The sequence below is a fragment of the Pseudomonas defluvii genome (genome assembly GCF_001695625.1).
Lineage (GTDB): Bacteria > Pseudomonadota > Gammaproteobacteria > Pseudomonadales > Pseudomonadaceae > Aquipseudomonas > Aquipseudomonas defluvii.
In genome coordinates, this window is record NZ_MBPN01000026.1 from 37,000 (window position 1) to 56,139 (window position 19,140).

Below are 19,140 nucleotides of genomic sequence, written 5' to 3' on the forward strand. Positions count from 1 at the left end.
GCCCGATCGATTGTCAGCATATACGTGACGCTTTGCCGCGTGCTGGCATGCAGCCTTATACTCACCGGTTTATGCCCGCCAAGCGAGGCCGCAGTGGACAAGATCCTGATTCGTGGGGCACGAACCCACAACCTTAAGAACATCGACCTGACCCTGCCCCGGGACAAACTGATCGTCATCACCGGCCTGTCTGGCTCCGGAAAGTCGTCGTTGGCGTTCGACACCCTCTATGCCGAAGGCCAGCGCCGTTATGTCGAATCGCTGTCGGCCTATGCCCGGCAGTTCCTCTCGATGATGGAAAAGCCTGACGTCGACACCATTGAAGGCCTGTCGCCAGCGATTTCCATCGAGCAGAAGTCGACCTCGCACAACCCACGCTCGACTGTCGGCACCATCACCGAAATCTACGACTACCTGCGCCTGCTTTACGCACGTGTTGGTACGCCACGCTGCCCGGACCACGACATTCCGCTGGAAGCACAGACCGTCAGCCAGATGGTCGACCTGGTGTTGGCGCAGCCTGAAGGCAGCAAGCTGATGCTGCTGGCGCCGGTGATTCGAGAGCGCAAGGGCGAACACCTGGCGATCTTCGAGGAGTTGCGCGCTCAGGGCTTTGTCCGCGCCCGGGTCAACGGCAAGCTGTTCGAGCTCGACGAACTGCCCAAGCTGGACAAACAGAAGAAGCACACCATCGAAGTGGTGGTCGATCGCTTCAAGGTGCGTGAGGACCTGCAGCAACGCCTGGCGGAGTCCTTCGAAACGGCTCTAAAGCTGGCCGATGGCATCGCCCTGGTTGCGCCAATGGATGAAGAGCCAGGCGAAGAGCTGATCTTCTCCGCCCGCTTCGCCTGCCCGATCTGCGGCCATGCCATCAGCGAACTGGAACCTAAGCTGTTTTCCTTCAACAACCCCGCCGGCGCGTGTCCAACCTGCGACGGCCTCGGCGTGAAACAGTTCTTCGATGTCAAACGCCTGGTCAACAATGAACTGACCTTGGCAGAGGGCGCGATACGCGGCTGGGACCGACGTAACGTCTATTACTTCCAGATGCTTGGCTCCTTGGCCGCGCACTATGGGTTCAGTCTCGAGGTGCCATTCGGCGAGCTGCCAGCCGACCAGCAGAAGGTCATTCTGCACGGCAGCGGCAACCAGAATGTCGACTTCAAGTACCTCAACGACCGCGGCGATATCGTCAAGCGGTCACACCCCTTCGAAGGCATCGTGCCGAACCTGGAGCGTCGCTACCGGGAAACCGAATCGGCCACCGTCCGCGAAGAGTTGGCCAAGTTCCTCAGCACTCAGCCCTGCCCTGACTGCCGCGGCACACGGTTGCGACGCGAAGCACGGCACGTATGGGTTGGCGAGAAAACCCTGCCAGCCGTTACCAGCCTGCCAATCGGCGATGCCAGCGAGTACTTCGGCGGCCTGAAACTGACCGGGCGACGCGGTGAAATCGCCGACAAGATCCTCAAGGAAATCTGTGAGCGCCTGCAGTTCCTGGTGAACGTGGGCCTGGATTACCTGACGCTAGACCGTAGTGCCGACACCCTGTCGGGCGGCGAAGCACAGCGTATTCGGCTAGCCAGCCAGATCGGTGCCGGGTTGGTCGGGGTGATGTATATCCTCGACGAGCCGTCCATCGGCCTGCATCAACGGGACAATGACCGCCTCCTGGCGACCCTCAACCATCTGCGCGATATCGGCAACACCGTGATCGTGGTGGAGCATGACGAGGACGCCATTCGTCTGGCTGACTATGTAGTGGATATTGGTCCTGGCGCTGGCGTACACGGTGGACAAATCGTCGCCGAAGGCACGCCTGCCGAGGTAATGGCACACCCTGACTCGCTGACCGGTAAATACCTCTCGGGCCGGGTCAAAATTGCCGTACCGGCCACCCGCACGCCGCGTGACAAGAAGCGCTCATTGAAGCTCAAGGGCGCGCGTGGCAACAACCTGCAGAACGTTGACCTGGAGATTCCGATTGGCCTGCTGACCTGCGTGACCGGCGTTTCCGGCTCAGGCAAGTCAACCCTGATCAACAACACGCTGTTCCCCCTGGCCGCGACCGCCCTTAATGGTGCGACCAGCCTTGAAGCGGCACCGCATAGCAGCTGTGATGGCCTGCAACACCTGGACAAGGTCGTAGACATCGACCAAAGCCCGATCGGTCGCACGCCGCGCTCCAACCCGGCCACCTATACCGGCCTGTTCACACCGATTCGCGAACTGTTCTCCGGCGTGCCGGAGTCGCGCTCACGCGGCTATGGCCCGGGACGCTTCTCCTTCAACGTCAAGGGCGGACGCTGTGAAGCGTGCCAGGGCGATGGCCTGATCAAAGTCGAGATGCACTTTCTACCTGACATCTATGTGCCGTGCGATGTCTGCAAGAGCAAACGCTACAACCGCGAAACCCTGGAGATCAAATACAAGGGCAAGAACATCCACGAAGTTCTTGAGATGACCATCGAGGAAGCGCGGGAGTTCTTCGATGCAGTACCGGCGCTGGCGCGCAAGCTGCAGACGCTGATGGACGTGGGGCTCTCCTACATCAAGCTGGGGCAATCTGCGACCACCTTGTCCGGTGGTGAGGCTCAGCGGGTGAAGCTGTCGCGCGAACTGTCCAAGCGCGATACTGGCAAGACGCTGTACATCCTCGATGAGCCGACTACCGGTTTGCACTTCGCCGATATTCAGCAGTTGCTCGATGTGCTGCACAGGCTTCGTGACCACGGCAACACCGTGGTAGTGATCGAACACAACCTGGATGTGATTAAGACGGCCGACTGGCTGGTCGATCTCGGCCCGGAGGGTGGCTCCCGAGGAGGCCAGATCATCGCCTGCGGGACACCTGAAGAGGTCTCGGAGATGGAGCAGTCGCACACAGGTCATTACCTAAAACCGTTGTTACTGCGCGACAGGGCCTGACGCCCATGAAAAAGCCCCTGCCGCGCAAACGGCAGGGGCTTTTTTGCAGCATCGCGAACTACATCTGCGATTGCAGGTAGTTTTCCAGGCCGATGGACTTGATCAGGCCCAACTGCTTCTCCAGCCAGTAGGTGTGATCTTCCTCGGTGTCAGCCAGTTGCGCACGCAAGATATCGCGGCTGATGTAGTCCTTGTGCAACTCGCACAACTCGATGCCTTTGCACAGTGCTGCACGGACTTTGTACTCGAGGCGCAAATCGGCAGCGAACATATCCGGCACGGTAGCACCGATGTCCAGATCGTCAGGACGCATACGCGGTGTGCCTTCAAGCATGAGAATACGGCGAATCAGGGCGTCAGCGTGTTGTGCCTCTTCTTCCATCTCATGGTTGATACGCTCGTAGAGCTTGCTCAAGCCCCAGTCTTCATACATGCGCGAGTGGATGAAATACTGATCACGTGCCGCCAGTTCTCCCGTCAGCAACGTGTTGAGGTAGTCGATTACGTCCGGGTGACCTTGCATCGCCCTGCTTCTCCCTAAGTGAAAGTGACAGTGTGAACCAGGATGACGGAGAGGTCACTGCGATTAACGTAAAATCAGGTAAAAAGGGGCGCAAACAGTAGTCAATTGCATTGAAAAACCGCCCTAATGCGGGCGGTTCTGCTTATCACTTCGACTTATGCCAGTTTGACCCCCAACGCCTTGGCAACACCTTCACCGTAGGCCGCATCAGCCTTGAGGAAGTGCTGCAACTGACGTTGAACAACATCCTGCGACACACCCTTCATCGCGCCCGCGATATTACTGATCAGCAGCGCTTTCTGTTCACTGTTCATCAAACGGAACAGGGCACCGGCATAGCTGTAGTAGTCACCATCCTCACGATGATCGTAACGGTCCGCAGCGCCATTGAGTACAAGCGCTGGTTCGGCGTACTGAGGCGCCTGCTTGGGGGCATTGCTGTAGCTGTTTGGCTCATAGTTCGGTGCTGCTCCGCCATTACTGCCCAGGGCCATCGCACCATCACGCTGGTAACTGTTCACAGGGCTCTTCGGAGCGTTAACAGGCAACTGCTGATGGTTGGTCCCTACACGGTAGCGGTGAGCATCGGCATAAGCGAACACACGCCCCTGCAGCATACGGTCTGGCGATAGGCCAACACCCGGCACCTGATTGCTCGGCGCGAAAGCCGCCTGCTCAACCTCGGCAAAGTAGTTCAGCGGGTTACGATTGAGCTCAAGCTCACCCACTTCAATCAGCGGGAACGCCTTCTGCGACCAGGTCTTGGTGACATCGAATGGGTTATCGCTGTGCGCAGCGGCCTGATCCTCGGTCATGACCTGGATACAGACACTCCATCTAGGGAAGTCGCCTCGTTCAATCGCCTCGAACAGATCCCGCTGGGCGTAATCCGGATCGGTGCCAGCAAGGCGAGTCGCCTCGGCCGGCGCCAGGTTCTTGATACCTTGCTTGGTCTTGAAGTGCCACTTGACCCAATGACGCACACCAGCCGCGTTGATCAGGCTGAAGGTATGGCTACCAAAGCCGTGCATATGACGGTAGCCATCCGGAATGCCCCGATCAGAGAACAGGATGGTGACCTGGTGCAATGCCTCTGGCGAATGCGACCAGAAGTCCCACATCGCCTGCGGGCTCTTCAGGTTACTTTGTGGCAAGCGCTTCTGGGTATGGATGAAGTCGGGGAACTTCAGCGGGTCCCGAATGAAGAAAACCGGCGTGTTGTTGCCCACAATGTCCCAGTTACCTTCCTCGGTGTAGAACTTCACGGCAAACCCACGAGGATCGCGCTCGGTATCGGCAGAGCCCCGCTCGCCGCCCACCGTAGAGAATCGCAGGAACGTTGGCGTCTGCTTGCCTACTGCCTCGAACAGTTTGGCACTGGTGTATTGGCTGATATCCCGGGTGACGGTGAAGGTGCCATAAGCGCCCGAGCCTTTAGCATGTACACGACGCTCCGGAATGTTCTCACGGTTGAAGTGCGCGAGCTTTTCAATCAGGTGAAAATCTTCCAGCAGCAGCGGACCACGTGGGCCGGCAGAACGCGAGTTCTGGTTATCGGCAACCGGAGCACCGCTGGCGGTGGTCAGTGTCTTGTTCTGGCTCATGCTCTCTCCCTTTTCAGAATAATGCTGCCGGCTAGTCGGCTGAGAGGGAGTATTGAGCATGAAGACGACACGATCAAATTCATTAATTGATCAAGATCAATAGCTTATTTCAATCACAATGAAAACAAAAAACCGGGCACTAGGCCCGGTTCCTTGTTTCAGACTGTTCGTCTTACTCAGCAGCTTCTACTACGCCACCGACAGGACGATCAACCAGCTCGACGTACGCCATAGGTGCGTTATCGCCAGCGCGGAAACCGCACTTGAGGATACGCAGGTAGCCGCCCTGACGGGTGGCATAGCGCTTGCCCAGATCGTTGAACAGCTTACCAACGATGGCTTTCGAACGAGTACGGTCGAAGGCCAGACGACGGTTAGCTACGCTGTCTTCCTTGGCCAGGGTGATCAGCGGCTCGGCAACGCGGCGCAGTTCCTTGGCTTTAGGCAGGGTAGTTTTGATCAGCTCGTGCTCGAACAGCGACACCGCCATGTTTTGGAACATGGCTTTGCGGTGCGCGCTGGTGCGGCTCAGGTGACGACCACTTTTACGATGACGCATGGTTCATTCCTTACCAAACTTACGTTCGGTGATTACGACGATCAGGCAGTCGCCTTGTCGTCTTTCTTAAGACTTGCAGGCGGCCAGTTGTCGAGGCGCATGCCGAGGGACAGACCACGGGAAGCCAGAACGTCCTTGATTTCAGTCAGGGACTTCTTACCCAAGTTCGGAGTTTTCAACAGCTCTACTTCGGTGCGCTGAATCAGATCACCGATGTAGTAGATGTTCTCCGCCTTCAGGCAGTTGGCCGAACGTACGGTCAATTCCAGATCGTCAACCGGGCGAAGCAGGATCGGATCGATCTCGTCTTCCTGCTCCACTACCACAGGCTCACTGTCACCTTTGAGGTCGACGAACGCAGCCAACTGCTGTTGCAGAATGGTTGCTGCACGACGGATTGCCTCTTCAGGATCCAGAGTACCGTTGGTTTCCAGATCGATAACCAGCTTATCCAGGTTGGTACGCTGCTCGACACGGGCGTTTTCCACCACGTAGGCGATACGGCGAACCGGGCTGAACGAAGCGTCAAGCTGCAAGCGACCAATGCTGCGGCTCTCGTCTTCATCGCTCTGACGCGAATCGGCCGGCTCATAACCACGACCACGAGCTACGGTGAGCTTCATGTTCAAAGCGCCGTTAGACGCCAGGTTAGCGATTACGTGATCGGGGTTAACGATCTCGACATCATGATCCAGCTGAATATCGGCAGCGGTAACCACCCCCGAACCCTTTTTCGACAAGGTCAGCGTAACTTCGTCACGACCATGCAGTTTGATAGCCAGGCCTTTCAGGTTCAACAGGATCTCAATAACATCTTCCTGTACACCTTCAATTGCCGAGTACTCATGGAGTACGCCGTCAATTTCGGCCTCGACTACTGCACAGCCAGGCATAGAGGACAACAGGATGCGACGCAGCGCGTTGCCCAGGGTATGGCCGAAGCCACGCTCGAGAGGCTCGAGCGTGATCTTGGCGCGGGTTGGACTGACGACCTGCACATCAATGTGGCGGGGCGTCAGAAACTCATTTACCGAAATCTGCATGGATGCACCTATTTTCTAGCCCTTACTTGGAGTAGAGCTCGACAATCAGGTTTTCGTTGATGTCGGCAGACAGGTCGCTGCGAGCCGGGACGTTCTTGAAAACACCGGATTTTTTAGCAGCATCTACTTCTACCCACTCAACGCGGCCACGCTGGGCGCACAGTTCAAGGGCTTGAACAATGCGCAGCTGGTTCAACGATTTCTCGCGAACTGCGACCACGTCACCCGGACGAACTTGGTAGGACGGAACGTTTACAGTCTTGCCGTTGATGCTGATCGCTTTATGCGAAACCAGCTGACGGGATTCGGCACGAGTAGCGCCAAAGCCCATACGATAAACGACGTTGTCCAGACGGCACTCGAGCAGTTGCAGCAGGTTCTCGCCGGTAGCACCCTTCTTGGAGGCTGCTTCCTTGTAGTAACCGCTGAACTGACGCTCGAGAACGCCGTAGATACGACGGACTTTTTGCTTCTCACGCAGCTGGGTGCCGTAGTCGGACTGACGACCACGACGCTGACCGTGAATACCTGGGGCTGCTTCGATGTTGCACTTCGATTCCAGAGCGCGAACGCCGCTCTTCAGGAACAGATCAGTGCCTTCACGACGAGACAGTTTGCATTTTGGACCAATGTAACGTGCCATTTATCTGTCTCCTGATTACACGCGGCGCTTCTTCGGCGGACGGCACCCGTTGTGCGGGATTGGCGTCACGTCGGTGATGCTGGCGATCTTATAGCCACAGCTGTTCAAAGCACGAACAGCGGACTCACGACCTGGACCTGGACCCTTGACGTTAACGTCGAGGTTTTTCAGACCGTACTCCAGCGCAGCTTGACCAGCACGCTCTGCAGCAACTTGGGCCGCGAACGGGGTGGATTTGCGCGAACCACGGAAACCCGAACCGCCGGAGGTAGCCCACGACAGTGCGTTACCTTGACGATCGGTGATGGTCACGATGGTGTTGTTGAAAGACGCGTGGATGTGGGCGATCCCATCAACCACTGTCTTTTTGACTTTTTTACGAGGACGAGCAGCAGGTTTTGCCATGTCTATTTTCCTGTCGATTCGCTGGTGCGATTACTTGCGGATCGGCTTACGCGGACCTTTACGGGTACGCGCGTTGGTCTTGGTACGCTGACCGCGTACTGGCAGACCCCGACGATGACGCAGACCGCGGTAGCAGCCCAGGTCCATCAACCGCTTGATTTTCATGTTGATGTCGCGACGCAGATCACCTTCGGTGGTGAACTTCGCAACTTCGCTACGCAGCTGTTCAATCTGCTCGTCGCTCAGATCTTTGATCTTTGCGGCTGGGTTGACCCCAGTCTCTGCACAGATTTTCTGTGCAGTAGTGCGACCAACACCATAGATGTAGGTCAGCGAGATAACAGTGTGCTTGTTATCTGGAATGTTGACGCCTGCAATACGGGCCATTCAGTGGGACTCCAATTGACAGCTACCTACGCCCCGGAAGCCAAGAAATAGGGCGCGAGATAATATCGCTGTAGAAACAAATAATCAACCCAGCAGCGCACTAGCTGCTGGGCTTGAAGCACAGATCACACTCAGCCTTGGCGCTGTTTGTGACGTGGTTCCGCGCTGCAAATTACTCGAACGACACCTTCGCGGCGAATAATTTTGCAGTTACGGCACAGCTTTTTCACCGATGCACGAACTTTCATCACCAACTCCTCGAACCTTAAGGGACTATCAACGCAGCAGACCGCTGCCACCGTAGCCTTTCAGGTTGGCTTTCTTCATCAGGGATTCGTACTGGTGCGAAACGAGGTGCGATTGTACTTGGGACATGAAGTCCATCACAACCACTACCACAATCAGCAACGAGGTCCCGCCAAGGTAGAACGGAACGTTTGCAGCCACCACCAGGAACTGGGGCAGAAGGCAGACGGCCGTCATATAAAGAGCACCGAACATGGTCAAACGGGTCAGAACGCCATCAATGTAGCGCGCCGACTGCTCGCCTGGACGGATGCCCGGAATAAAGGCACCGGACTTCTTCAGGTTTTCCGCTACGTCTTTCGGATTGAACATCAACGCCGTATAGAAGAAGCAGAAGAAAATGATCCCTGCACTAAACAGCAGAATATTCAATGGATGACCAGGAGCGATCGACTCCGAGATGTCCTGCAGCCAGCCCATACCTTCGGACTGACCGAACCAGGCACCCAGCGAAGCCGGGAACAGCAAGATGCTGCTCGCGAAAATGGCTGGGATAACCCCGGCCATGTTCACCTTCAACGGCAGGTGGCTGGTCTGCGCAGCAAAGACCTTACGGCCCTGCTGACGCTTGGCGTAATGAACGGCGATACGACGCTGACCACGCTCAATGAACACCACAAAACCGATGATCGCTACTGCCAGAAGACCGATAACGATCAGGGCGATAATGTTGATATCACCCGTACGCGCAGACTCGAAAGACTGCCCGATTGCTCTCGGAAGACCGGCAACGATACCCGCGAAGATCAACATCGAGATACCGTTGCCGACACCGCGCTCCGTGATCTGCTCACCCAGCCACATCATGAACATCGCGCCCGCCACAAAAGTGGAGACCGCAACGAAATGGAAGCCAAAATCAGCAGAAAACGCTACGCCCTGACCGGCCAAGCCAATAGACATGCCAATAGCTTGAACCAGCGCCAGAACGACGGTGCCGTAGCGGGTGTACTGGCTAATCTTGCGACGGCCAGATTCACCTTCCTTCTTCAACTGCTCCAGCTGCGGGCTGACGGTGGTCATCAGCTGCATGATGATCGATGCCGAAATGTACGGCATGATCCCCAATGCAAAGATGCTCATCCGCTCCAGCGCGCCGCCGGAAAACATGTTGAACAAGCTAAGAATGGTCCCCTCATTCTGTCGAAACAGTTCCGCCAGCCGGTCCGGATTGATACCTGGAACAGGGATGTGTGCGCCGATCCGATAGACGATAATCGCCAGGAACAGAAAACGCAGACGAGCCCAGAGTTCAGACATCCCGCCCTTGCCGAGCGAAGAGAGAGCACCTTGCTTAGCCATTTATTCCTCGAACTTGCCGCCAGCTGCTTCGATAGCCGCACGCGCACCTTTGGTGGCAGCGACGCCCTTGATGGTGACTGCGCGAGTAACTTCACCGGACAGCATGATTTTCACGCGCTGTACGTTTTGGTTAATCACGTTGGCATCCTTCAGGGATTGCACGGTGACGACGTCGCCTTCCACTTTAGCCAGCTCGGACAGACGCACTTCTGCGCGGTCCATGGCTTTCAGCGAAACGAAGCCGAACTTCGGCAGACGACGATGCAGCGGCTGTTGACCGCCTTCAAAGCCTGGAGCGATGGTGCCACCGGAACGGGAGGTCTGACCTTTGTGGCCACGGCCACCAGTCTTACCCAAACCGCTACCGATACCACGACCCGGACGATGCTTCTCGCGACGGGAACCCGGCGCTGGACTCAGATCATTGAGTTTCATCGATTAACCCTCGACGCGCAGCATGTAGTAAGCCTTGTTGATCATCCCGCGGTTCTCGGGAGTATCCAGGACTTCTACAGTGTGACCGATGCGACGCAGACCCAGGCCTTTAACACACAGTTTGTGGTTAGGCAGACGGCCAGCGGTACTTTTGATCAACGTTACTTTAACGGTAGCCATGATCAGATGATCTCCTCAACACTCTTGCCACGCTTGGCGGCAATGGACTCAGGAGATTGCATGGCTTTCAGACCCTTGAAAGTGGCATGAACCACGTTCACTGGGTTGGTCGAACCGTAGCACTTGGCCAGAACGTTCTGAACACCAGCAACTTCCAGGACAGCACGCATTGCGCCGCCAGCGATGATACCGGTACCGTTAGAGGCAGGCTGCATGTAAACCTTCGAGGCGCCGTGGGCGGCCTTGGTAGCGTACTGCAGAGTGGTGCCGTTCAGGTCCACTTGAATCATGTTGCGACGAGCAGCTTCCATTGCCTTCTGGATCGCAGCAGGCACTTCACGCGACTTGCCACGGCCGAAGCCAACACGACCTTTACCATCACCAACCACGGTCAACGCGGTGAAAGTGAAGATACGGCCGCCTTTTACGGTTTTAGCTACGCGGTTAACTTGAACCAGCTTCTCGATGTAGCCTTCGTCGCGCTTTTGGTCGTTATTTGACATAACTTAGAACTCCAGCCCGCCTTCACGAGCAGCATCAGCCAGTGCCTTGACACGGCCGTGGTACTTGAAGCCAGAACGGTCGAAAGCAACTTGAGAAACGCCAGCGGCTTTCGCACGCTCGGCAACCAGCTTGCCAACCTTAGTGGCCGCGTCGATGTTGCCAGTGGCGCCATCACGCAGTTCTTTGTCCAAAGTCGAGGCGCTGGCCAGGACTTTGCTGCCGTCGGCCGAAATGACCTGGGCGTAGATGTGCTGCGAAGAGCGGAACACGCAGAGACGCACGGCTTCGAGCTCGTGCATTTTCAGACGTGCTTTGCGAGCGCGACGCAGTCGAGTAACTTTTTTGTCGGTCATTTGCTAGGCCCTACTTCTTCTTGGCTTCTTTACGACGGACGACTTCATCCGCGTAACGCACACCCTTACCTTTGTAAGGCTCTGGCGGACGGAAATCGCGAATTTCAGCGGCCACTTGACCAACCAGTTGCTTATCGATGCCCTTGATCAGGATATCGGTCTGGCTTGGGGTCTCAGCAGTGACGCCTTGCGGCAGCTGATAATCAACCGGGTGGGAGAAACCGAGAGCCAGGGACAGCACTTCGCCTTTGGCCTGAGCCTTGTAACCAACACCGACCAGCTGGAGCTTACGCTCGAAGCCTTGGCTTACGCCCTGGACCATGTTGTTAACCAGAGCACGGGTAGTACCGGCCATGGCGCGAGTCTGTTGATCGCCATTGCGAGCAGCGAAACGCAGCTCACCGGCTTCTTCGACGACTTCTACGGACGAGTGAACATTCAGTTCGAGAGTGCCCTTGGCACCCTTCACCGAAAGCTGTTGGCCGGCGAACTTAACTTCGACGCCTGCTGGCAGCTTTACGGGGTTCTTAGCGACGCGAGACATGCTTATCCCCCCTTAGAACACAGTGCAGAGAACTTCGCCGCCGACACCGGCAGCGCGCGCAGCACGATCAGTCATCACACCTTTGTTGGTGGAGACGATAGACACGCCCAGACCGCCACGTACTTTCGGCAGTTCTTCGACGGACTTGTACTGACGCAGGCCTGGACGACTTACGCGCTTGACTTCTTCGATGACTGGACGGCCTTCGAAGTATTTCAGCTCGATGGACAGCGACGGTTTAACTTCGCTGCTGACCTGGTAACCCGCGATGTAACCTTCGTCTTTCAGAACTTTGGCTACAGCCACCTTCAGGGTAGAAGAAGGCATGCTTACGACGGACTTTTCAGCCATCTGGGCATTACGGATTCGAGTTAGCATGTCCGCTAACGGGTCCTGCATACTCATGGGCTAGACGCTCCTGATACAAGAATAATTAGCCTTTCGGCTACTACAGACACCCGAACGACCCAGGAAAAACCCGGGCTCAGGTGAGCCGGTCATTCTAGACACATCCCAGAAACGAAACAAGCCCCATAAGGGGCTTGTTTCGTTGCCAGGTCACCGGCGGTCGGAAGATTGCTCCTCCTCCGCCAGGACACTGTCGGCACGTCTTACCAGCTGGCTTTAACCAGACCTGGGACGTCACCGCGCATTGCTGCTTCACGCAGCTTGTTACGGCCCAGGCCGAACTTGCGGTAAACGCCGTGTGGACGGCCGGTGATGCGGCAGCGGTTACGCATGCGCGAGGCGCTTGCGTCACGTGGCTGCTTCTGCAGAGCTACAGCTGCTGCCCAACGCTCTTCTGGAGTTGCATTCAGATTAACGATGGTAGCTTTGAGCTCAGCACGCTTCTTGGCGTATTTAGCAACCGTGAGCTGACGCTTCAGCTCGCGGTTTTTCATGCTCTTCTTGGCCATTTTCCTACTCCAATCAGTTGCGGAACGGGAATTTGAAAGCACGCAGCAGGGCGCGACCTTCGTCATCCGTACGAGCAGTAGTGGTCAGGGTAATGTCCAGACCGCGGAGAGCATCGATCTTGTCGTAATCGATTTCCGGGAAGATGATCTGCTCTTTCACGCCCATGCTGTAGTTGCCACGACCATCGAAGGACTTGGCATTCAGGCCGCGGAAGTCGCGAACCCGAGGCAGGGAGATCGCCAGCAGGCGGTCCAGGAATTCGTACATACGATCGCGGCGCAGAGTAACTTTAACGCCAATCGGCCAGCCCTCACGGACTTTGAAGCCCGCGATGGATTTCCGTGCGAAAGTCACAACGGCTTTTTGACCGGTGATCTTTTCCAGGTCAGCAACAGCGTGCTCGATGACTTTTTTGTCGCCGATCGCTTCGCCCAGACCCATGTTCAGGGTGATTTTGGTAACGCGCGGAACTTCCATCACGTTCGCCAGCTTAAGTTCTTCCTTAAGCTTGGGAGCGATTTCCTTCCGATAAATCTCTTTCAGTCGTGCCATGGTCTTCTACCTAGCAGTGTTCAAGCATCAACCGCTTTTTGGGTCGACTTGAAGACACGAATTTTTTTGCCTTCTTCTACTTTGAAACCAACGCGGTCAGCCTTGTTGGTTTCGCCGTTGAAAATGGCGACGTTGGAAGCGTGCAGTGGCGCTTCTTTCTCGACGATACCGCCTTGTACGCCCGACATAGGGTTAGGCTTGGTATGACGCTTCACCAGGTTGATCCCACCAACGACCAGACGGTCGTCAGCGAGCACCTTCAGCACCTTACCGCGCTTACCTTTGTCTTTGCCGGCGATCACGATGATCTCGTCGTCACGACGAATCTTTTGCATGTCGGATCTCCTTACAGCACTTCTGGGGCGAGCGAGACGATCTTCATGAACTTCTCAGTACGAAGTTCACGGGTCACTGGCCCAAAGATACGGGTGCCGATTGGCTCTTGCTTGTTGTTCAACAGAACAGCAGCGTTGCCATCAAAGCGGATAATCGAACCATCGGCACGGCGAACGCCGTGACGGGTGCGGACTACAACAGCAGTCATCACCTGGCCCTTTTTCACTTTACCGCGAGGAATTGCTTCCTTGACGGTTACTTTGATGATGTCACCGATACCGGCGTAACGACGGTGGGAACCGCCGAGCACCTTGATGCACATGACGCGACGAGCGCCGCTGTTATCGGCCACATCGAGCATGGATTGAGTCTGAATCATAAAATTTCTCCGACCCTTAGCCCTTAGACTTCAACAGCGCGTTCGAGAACTTCAACCAGTGCCCAGGACTTGGTCTTGGCCAGCGGACGGGTCTCGCGAATGGAGACCTTGTCGCCGATGTGGCACTGATTGGTTTCGTCGTGCGCGTGCAGCTTAGTCGAACGCTTAACGTATTTACCGTAGATCGGGTGCTTAACGCGACGCTCGATCAGTACGGTGATGGTCTTGTCCATTTTGTCGCTGACGACACGGCCAGTCAGCGTACGGACGGTTTTTTCAGCTTCAGCCATGATCACTTACCTGCCTGCTGGTTGAGCACAGTTTTCACGCGAGCGATGTCACGCTTAACTTGCGAGAGCAGGTGCGACTGCCCCAACTGGCCAGTTGCTTTCTGCATGCGCAGATTGAACTGGTCGCGCAGCAAGCCGAGCAGTTGCTCGTTCAGTTGCTGTGCTGATTTGTCACGAAGTTCATTCGCTTTCATCACATCACCGTCCGCTTAACAAAGGAGGTGGCGAGAGGCAGCTTTGCAGCCGCCAAGGCGAATGCCTCACGCGCCAGCTCTTCAGAAACACCCTCGATCTCGTACAGGACTTTGCCTGGCTGGATCTGGGCAACCCAGTACTCCACGGAACCCTTACCTTTACCCATCCGCACTTCGAGAGGCTTCTTGGAGATCGGCTTGTCCGGGAATACACGGATCCAGATCTTGCCGCCACGTTTTACGTGACGAGTCAGAGCACGACGTGCCGACTCGATCTGGCGAGCGGTGAGACGACCGCGAGCAACAGCTTTCAGAGCAAATTCGCCGAAGCTGACTTTGCTACCGCGCAGTGCCAGACCACGGTTGTGGCCGGTCATCTGCTTGCGGAATTTTGTACGCTTTGGTTGCAACATTTGGCGTACCCCTTACTTAGCAGCTTTTTTACGAGGCGCTGGTGCTTGTGGTTTCAGTTCTTCTTGGCGACCACCGATAACTTCGCCTTTGAAGATCCAAACCTTGACACCGATCACACCATAAGTGGTGTGAGCTTCGTAGGTGGCATAGTCGATATCGGCACGCAGGGTGTGCAGTGGCACACGACCTTCGCGATACCATTCAGTACGTGCGATTTCAGCACCGCCGAGACGACCGCTCACTTGGATTTTGATGCCTTTGGCACCAATACGCATGGCGTTCTGTACAGCGCGCTTCATGGCGCGACGGAACATCACACGACGCTCCAGCTGCTGAGCTACGCTCTGAGCAACCAGCATACCGTCGAGTTCCGGCTTGCGGATCTCTTCGATATTGATGTGCACAGGCACACCCATTTGCTTGGTCAGGTCCTGACGCAGTTTTTCAACATCCTCACCTTTCTTCCCGATAACGATACCTGGACGAGCGGTGTGGATGGTGATGCGTGCAGTTTGGGCCGGACGATGGATATCGATACGGCTAACGGACGCGCTTTTTAGTTTGTCTTGGAGATACTCACGCACGTTCAGATCTGCGAGCAAATAGTCCGCATAAGTCCGACCGTCTGCATACCAGACGGAGGTGTGCTCCTTGACGATTCCCAGGCGAATGCCAGTGGGATGTACTTTCTGACCCATCTGATCGACTCCGTTACTTGTCCGCAACCTTGACAGTGATATGGCAAGACCGCTTGACGATGCGATCAGCGCGGCCTTTGGCACGCGGCATGATACGCTTCAGCGAACGCCCTTCGTTGACGAAAACGGTGGAGACCTTCAGGTCATCAACGTCTGCGCCTTCGTTATGCTCGGCGTTGGCTACGGCCGACTCGAGGACTTTCTTCATGATTTCAGCGGCTTTCTTGCTGCTGAAGGCCAACAGGTTGAGCGCTTCGCCCACCTTCTTCCCGCGGATCTGGTCGGCGACCAAGCGGGCTTTCTGGGCGGAGATGCGAGCGCCCGACAACTTAGCGGCTACTTCCATTTCCTTACCCCTTAACGCTTGGCTTTCTTGTCAGCCACGTGCCCGCGGTAGGTGCGGGTACCGGCGAACTCGCCCAGTTTATGGCCGACCATGTCTTCGTTCACGAGAACTGGGACGTGTTGGCGACCGTTGTGTACCGCGATGGTCAAACCGACCATTTGTGGCAGGATCATGGAACGGCGCGACCAGGTTTTAACTGGTTTGCGATCGTTCTTTTCCGCCGCCACTTCGATCTTCTTCAGTAGGTGAAGATCAATAAAAGGACCTTTTTTCAGAGAACGTGGCACTGTCGTATCCCTCTATTTACTTGCGACGACGGACGATCATATTGTCGGTACGCTTATTACCACGAGTCTTAGCACCCTTAGTCGGGAAGCCCCATGGCGATACCGGATGACGACCACCGGAGGTACGACCTTCACCACCACCGTGCGGGTGGTCAACCGGGTTCATGGCAACACCACGAACGGTTGGGCGAACGCCACGCCAGCGTTTAGCACCAGCTTTACCCAGCGAACGCAGGCTGTGCTCGGAGTTCGAGACTTCACCCAGGGTCGCACGGCATTCAGCCAGGACTTTACGCATTTCACCAGAGCGCAGACGCAGGGTCACGTAGACACCTTCGCGAGCGATCAGCTGAGCCGAAGCACCAGCGGAACGAGCGATTTGTGCACCTTTGCCCGGCTTCAGTTCGATGCCGTGAATGGTGCTACCCACTGGGATGTTACGCAGCTGCAGGGAGTTGCCTGGCTTGATTGGAGCCAGAGCACCTGCGATCAGCTGGTCGCCAGCACTCACGCCTTTAGGGGCGATGATGTAGCGGCGCTCGCCGTCTGCATAGCACAGCAGTGCGATGTGAGCAGTACGGTTTGGATCGTATTCAATACGCTCGACAGTGGCGGCGATGCCGTCCTTGTCGTTGCGACGGAAGTCGACCATACGGTAATGCTGCTTATGACCACCACCTACGTGACGAGTAGTGATGCGGCCATTGTTGTTACGACCACCAGTCTTCGATTTCTTCTCGAGCAGCGGTGCGTGAGGAGCGCCTTTATGCAGCTCCTGGTTGACCACCTTGACCACGAAACGGCGGCCAGGGGAAGTCGGTTTGCATTTAACGATTGCCATGATGCACCCCTTCCTTACTCAGCACTGCTGCTGAAATCGAGATCTTGGCCTGGCTGAAGGGATACGATCGCCTTCTTCCAGTCATTGCGCTTGCCCAGACCACGAGCGGTGCGCTTGGTCTTACCCAGAACGTTCACGGTAGTGACGTTCTCGACCTTGACACCGAACAGACCTTCGACAGCCTTCTTGATTTCCAGCTTGGTTGCATCAGTAGCAACCTTGAATACGAACTGGCCTTTCTTCTCAGCCAGAACCGTGGCCTTCTCGGAAACGTGCGGGCCAAGTAGAACTTTAAATACGCGTTCCTGGTTCATCCCAGCAGCTCCTCGAATTTCTTCACGGCCGACACAGTGATCAACACTTTGTCGTATGCGATCAGACTGACCGGATCGGAACCTTGTACGTCACGTACATCGACGTGCGGCAGGTTGCGAGCAGCCAGGTACAGATTCTGATCAACAGCCTCAGAAACGATCAGTACGTCGGTCAGACCCATACCGTTCAGCTTGTTCAGCAGGTCTTTGGTTTTCGGTGCTTCAACAGCGAAGTCCTGAACCACGACCAGACGGTCGGTACGCACCAGCTCAGCGAGGATGGAGCGCAGTGCTGCGCGGTACATCTTCTTGTTGAGCTTCTGCGAGTGATCCTGAGGACGAGCTGCGAAAGTGGTACCGCCGCCACGCCAGATTGGGCTACGGATAGTACCGGCACGAGCACGGCCAGTACCTTTCTGACGCCATGGGCGCTTACCGCCACCAGCAACGTCGGAACGGGTTTTCTGCTGCTTGGTACCTTGACGGCCGCCAGCCATGTAGGCCACGACTGCTTGGTGAACCAGCGTCTCGTTGAATTCGCCGCCGAAAGTCAGTTCGGAAACTTCGATCGCTTGAGCGTCATTTACATTTAGTTGCATGTCAGCTTCCCCTTAACCGCGAGCCTTGGCAGCCGGACGCACAACCAGATCGCCGCCAGTAGCGCCAGGAACGGCACCCTTGACCAGCAACAGATTGCGTTCAGCGTCGACGCGCACTACTTCGAGGGACTGAACGGTCACGCGCTCGGCGCCCATATGACCGGACATTTTTTTGCCCTTGAATACACGACCAGGAGTCTGGCACTGGCCGATAGAGCCCGGGACGCGGTGGGAAACGGAGTTACCGTGGGTGTTATCTTGACCGCGGAAATTCCAACGCTTGATGGTACCGGCAAAGCCTTTACCTTTGGACTGACCGGTAACATCTACCAGTTGGCCTGCAGCGAAGAGTTCAGCATTGATCAAGTCGCCAGCCTGGTACTCGCCTTCTTCAAGGCGGAATTCCCAGACACCGCGACCAGCGGCAACGTTCGCTTTAGCGAAGTGACCTGCCTGAGCAGCAGTCACGCGCGAAGCACGACGCTCACCTACAGTGACTTGCACTGCACGATAGCCATCGGTTTCTTCAGTTTTGAACTGGGTGACGCGATTCGGCTCGATCTCAATGACCGTGACCGGAATGGAGACACCTTCTTCGGTGAAAATACGGGTCATACCGCATTTACGACCGACTACACCAATAGTCATGTTGTAAACCTCATGAGTGTACGGGGCTTTCACCCGCTATGGCCGCCCATTTCAGAGCGTTACACGACTAAGACCCGAGTCTTAGCCGAGGCTGATCTGCACTTCCACACCTGCCGCAAGATCAAGCTTCATAAGTGCATCAACGGTTTTATCCGTTGGCTGGACGATGTCCAGTACGCGCTTATGAGTACGGATCTCGTACTGGTCACGCGCGTCTTTGTTGACGTGCGGGGAGACCAGAACGGTGAACCGCTCTTTACGGGTAGGCAGTGGAATTGGACCACGCACTTGAGCACCAGTACGTTTCGCGGTTTCCACGATTTCCTGGGTGGATTGGTCGATCAGGCGATGGTCAAAAGCCTTCAACCTGATACGGATTTGCTGATTTTGCATTGGATTTCAGACTCCAGGCTGCTATTCCCACCGGGCGCACTACGCCCGTTAAAAGGAGGCGTGATTCTATAGACGCCCCAGTTGGGTGTCAACCCAATAAAAAAAGCCCCCGCTGAGCGGGGGCTTTTCAAAGCATCGAATATTACTCGATGATTTTGGCTACGACGCCAGCGCCGACGGTACGACCGCCTTCACGGATAGCGAAACGCAGACCA

Annotated in this window: 32 protein-coding genes; 1 reads left to right on the top strand and 31 read right to left on the bottom strand. The window is 56.1% G+C overall.

What is annotated here, in order from left to right:
- The first annotated feature begins 93 nt into the window (after positions 1–93).
- Entirely contained in the window at positions 94–2,928 is a 2,835-nt protein-coding gene (gene uvrA / locus EKA13_RS09740) for an excinuclease ABC subunit UvrA (protein ID WP_065759192.1), read from the top strand.
- A gap of 58 nt (positions 2,929–2,986) precedes the next feature.
- Here uvrA and bfr read toward each other — a convergent pair whose 3' ends face one another.
- The 31 genes from bfr to EKA13_RS09895 form a co-directional block, all read right to left on the bottom strand.
- Complete coding sequence (gene bfr / locus EKA13_RS09745) at positions 2,987–3,451, bottom strand: bacterioferritin (protein WP_065759193.1); 465 nt, start codon at positions 3,449–3,451, stop codon at positions 2,987–2,989.
- Positions 3,452–3,606: 155 nt separating this feature from the next.
- Positions 3,607–5,055, bottom strand: coding sequence for a catalase (locus tag EKA13_RS09750; RefSeq protein ID WP_065759194.1), 1,449 nt, complete (start codon positions 5,053–5,055; stop codon positions 3,607–3,609).
- A 172-nt stretch (positions 5,056–5,227) separates the two neighbouring features.
- Positions 5,228–5,614, bottom strand: coding sequence for a 50S ribosomal protein L17 (rplQ, locus tag EKA13_RS09755; RefSeq protein ID WP_065759195.1), 387 nt, complete (start codon positions 5,612–5,614; stop codon positions 5,228–5,230).
- Between the two features lie 41 nt (positions 5,615–5,655).
- A complete protein-coding gene (locus tag EKA13_RS09760; RefSeq protein WP_017901544.1) occupies positions 5,656–6,657 on the bottom strand; it encodes a DNA-directed RNA polymerase subunit alpha in 1,002 nt (333 codons plus the stop codon).
- A gap of 22 nt (positions 6,658–6,679) precedes the next feature.
- A complete protein-coding gene (rpsD, locus tag EKA13_RS09765; RefSeq protein WP_065759196.1) occupies positions 6,680–7,300 on the bottom strand; it encodes a 30S ribosomal protein S4 in 621 nt (206 codons plus the stop codon).
- Positions 7,301–7,315: 15 nt separating this feature from the next.
- Positions 7,316–7,705: a 30S ribosomal protein S11 gene (gene rpsK / locus EKA13_RS09770; RefSeq protein ID WP_065759197.1), complete on the bottom strand. Its 390-nt coding sequence runs from the start codon at positions 7,703–7,705 to the stop codon at positions 7,316–7,318.
- 30 nt (positions 7,706–7,735) lie between these two features.
- Entirely contained in the window at positions 7,736–8,092 is a 357-nt protein-coding gene (gene rpsM, locus EKA13_RS09775) for a 30S ribosomal protein S13 (protein WP_065759198.1), read from the bottom strand.
- A gap of 131 nt (positions 8,093–8,223) precedes the next feature.
- Positions 8,224–8,340 (bottom strand): 50S ribosomal protein L36, encoded by a 117-nt coding sequence (rpmJ, locus tag EKA13_RS09780; RefSeq protein ID WP_002555468.1) that lies wholly within the window; start codon positions 8,338–8,340, stop codon positions 8,224–8,226.
- Positions 8,341–8,368: 28 nt separating this feature from the next.
- Positions 8,369–9,700, bottom strand: a complete 1,332-nt coding sequence (gene secY, locus EKA13_RS09785) for a preprotein translocase subunit SecY (RefSeq protein WP_065759199.1) — start codon at positions 9,698–9,700, stop codon at positions 8,369–8,371.
- The gene (rplO, locus tag EKA13_RS09790) at positions 9,701–10,135 is read right to left on the bottom strand and encodes a 50S ribosomal protein L15 (protein ID WP_065759200.1); all 435 of its coding nucleotides are present in this window, start codon (positions 10,133–10,135) and stop codon (positions 9,701–9,703) included.
- A gap of 3 nt (positions 10,136–10,138) precedes the next feature.
- Positions 10,139–10,315 (bottom strand): 50S ribosomal protein L30, encoded by a 177-nt coding sequence (gene rpmD / locus EKA13_RS09795; protein ID WP_010220317.1) that lies wholly within the window; start codon positions 10,313–10,315, stop codon positions 10,139–10,141.
- Between the two features lie 2 nt (positions 10,316–10,317).
- Positions 10,318–10,818 (bottom strand): 30S ribosomal protein S5, encoded by a 501-nt coding sequence (rpsE, locus tag EKA13_RS09800; protein WP_065759201.1) that lies wholly within the window; start codon positions 10,816–10,818, stop codon positions 10,318–10,320.
- Positions 10,819–10,821: 3 nt separating this feature from the next.
- Positions 10,822–11,172: a 50S ribosomal protein L18 gene (gene rplR / locus EKA13_RS09805; RefSeq protein ID WP_011531893.1), complete on the bottom strand. Its 351-nt coding sequence runs from the start codon at positions 11,170–11,172 to the stop codon at positions 10,822–10,824.
- 10 nt (positions 11,173–11,182) lie between these two features.
- Positions 11,183–11,716 carry a 50S ribosomal protein L6 gene (rplF, locus tag EKA13_RS09810; protein WP_065759202.1) on the bottom strand — a complete coding sequence of 178 codons (534 nt, stop codon included), beginning with the start codon at positions 11,714–11,716 and terminating at the stop codon, positions 11,183–11,185.
- 12 nt (positions 11,717–11,728) lie between these two features.
- Entirely contained in the window at positions 11,729–12,121 is a 393-nt protein-coding gene (rpsH, locus tag EKA13_RS09815; protein WP_010220313.1) for a 30S ribosomal protein S8, read from the bottom strand.
- A gap of 206 nt (positions 12,122–12,327) precedes the next feature.
- Entirely contained in the window at positions 12,328–12,633 is a 306-nt protein-coding gene (gene rpsN / locus EKA13_RS09820; RefSeq protein ID WP_065759203.1) for a 30S ribosomal protein S14, read from the bottom strand.
- A gap of 13 nt (positions 12,634–12,646) precedes the next feature.
- A complete protein-coding gene (rplE, locus tag EKA13_RS09825; protein ID WP_009397500.1) occupies positions 12,647–13,186 on the bottom strand; it encodes a 50S ribosomal protein L5 in 540 nt (179 codons plus the stop codon).
- 20 nt (positions 13,187–13,206) lie between these two features.
- Positions 13,207–13,521 (bottom strand): 50S ribosomal protein L24, encoded by a 315-nt coding sequence (gene rplX, locus EKA13_RS09830; RefSeq protein WP_008374158.1) that lies wholly within the window; start codon positions 13,519–13,521, stop codon positions 13,207–13,209.
- A gap of 11 nt (positions 13,522–13,532) precedes the next feature.
- Positions 13,533–13,901: a 50S ribosomal protein L14 gene (gene rplN / locus EKA13_RS09835; protein ID WP_002555479.1), complete on the bottom strand. Its 369-nt coding sequence runs from the start codon at positions 13,899–13,901 to the stop codon at positions 13,533–13,535.
- A gap of 23 nt (positions 13,902–13,924) precedes the next feature.
- Positions 13,925–14,191: a 30S ribosomal protein S17 gene (gene rpsQ, locus EKA13_RS09840; RefSeq protein ID WP_008374160.1), complete on the bottom strand. Its 267-nt coding sequence runs from the start codon at positions 14,189–14,191 to the stop codon at positions 13,925–13,927.
- Positions 14,192–14,193: 2 nt separating this feature from the next.
- On the bottom strand, positions 14,194–14,385 hold the full coding sequence (rpmC, locus tag EKA13_RS09845) for a 50S ribosomal protein L29 (RefSeq protein ID WP_065759204.1): 192 nt from the start codon (positions 14,383–14,385) through the stop codon (positions 14,194–14,196).
- A complete protein-coding gene (gene rplP, locus EKA13_RS09850) occupies positions 14,385–14,798 on the bottom strand; it encodes a 50S ribosomal protein L16 (RefSeq protein ID WP_003255479.1) in 414 nt (137 codons plus the stop codon). Before rplP ends, rpmC begins: the two co-directional genes overlap by 1 nt.
- A 12-nt stretch (positions 14,799–14,810) precedes the next feature.
- A complete protein-coding gene (gene rpsC / locus EKA13_RS09855; protein ID WP_010220308.1) occupies positions 14,811–15,497 on the bottom strand; it encodes a 30S ribosomal protein S3 in 687 nt (228 codons plus the stop codon).
- Between the two features lie 13 nt (positions 15,498–15,510).
- Complete coding sequence (gene rplV / locus EKA13_RS09860; RefSeq protein WP_003103908.1) at positions 15,511–15,843, bottom strand: 50S ribosomal protein L22; 333 nt, start codon at positions 15,841–15,843, stop codon at positions 15,511–15,513.
- A gap of 11 nt (positions 15,844–15,854) precedes the next feature.
- Positions 15,855–16,130, bottom strand: coding sequence for a 30S ribosomal protein S19 (gene rpsS / locus EKA13_RS09865; RefSeq protein WP_002555486.1), 276 nt, complete (start codon positions 16,128–16,130; stop codon positions 15,855–15,857).
- A gap of 16 nt (positions 16,131–16,146) precedes the next feature.
- The gene (rplB, locus tag EKA13_RS09870; RefSeq protein ID WP_065759205.1) at positions 16,147–16,971 is read right to left on the bottom strand and encodes a 50S ribosomal protein L2; all 825 of its coding nucleotides are present in this window, start codon (positions 16,969–16,971) and stop codon (positions 16,147–16,149) included.
- Positions 16,972–16,985: 14 nt separating this feature from the next.
- Complete coding sequence (rplW, locus tag EKA13_RS09875; protein ID WP_065759206.1) at positions 16,986–17,285, bottom strand: 50S ribosomal protein L23; 300 nt, start codon at positions 17,283–17,285, stop codon at positions 16,986–16,988.
- Entirely contained in the window at positions 17,282–17,884 is a 603-nt protein-coding gene (gene rplD / locus EKA13_RS09880; RefSeq protein WP_065759207.1) for a 50S ribosomal protein L4, read from the bottom strand. The genes rplW and rplD overlap by 4 nt, the downstream gene beginning before the upstream one ends.
- Before the next feature lie 12 nt (positions 17,885–17,896).
- A complete protein-coding gene (gene rplC, locus EKA13_RS09885) occupies positions 17,897–18,532 on the bottom strand; it encodes a 50S ribosomal protein L3 (protein WP_065759211.1) in 636 nt (211 codons plus the stop codon).
- Between the two features lie 81 nt (positions 18,533–18,613).
- Positions 18,614–18,925 (bottom strand): 30S ribosomal protein S10, encoded by a 312-nt coding sequence (rpsJ, locus tag EKA13_RS09890; protein WP_003186070.1) that lies wholly within the window; start codon positions 18,923–18,925, stop codon positions 18,614–18,616.
- 142 nt (positions 18,926–19,067) lie between these two features.
- Positions 19,068–19,140, bottom strand: a 73-nt coding sequence (locus EKA13_RS09895; protein ID WP_202814033.1) for an EF-Tu C-terminal domain-related protein, incomplete at its 5' end; no start/stop codon positions are given.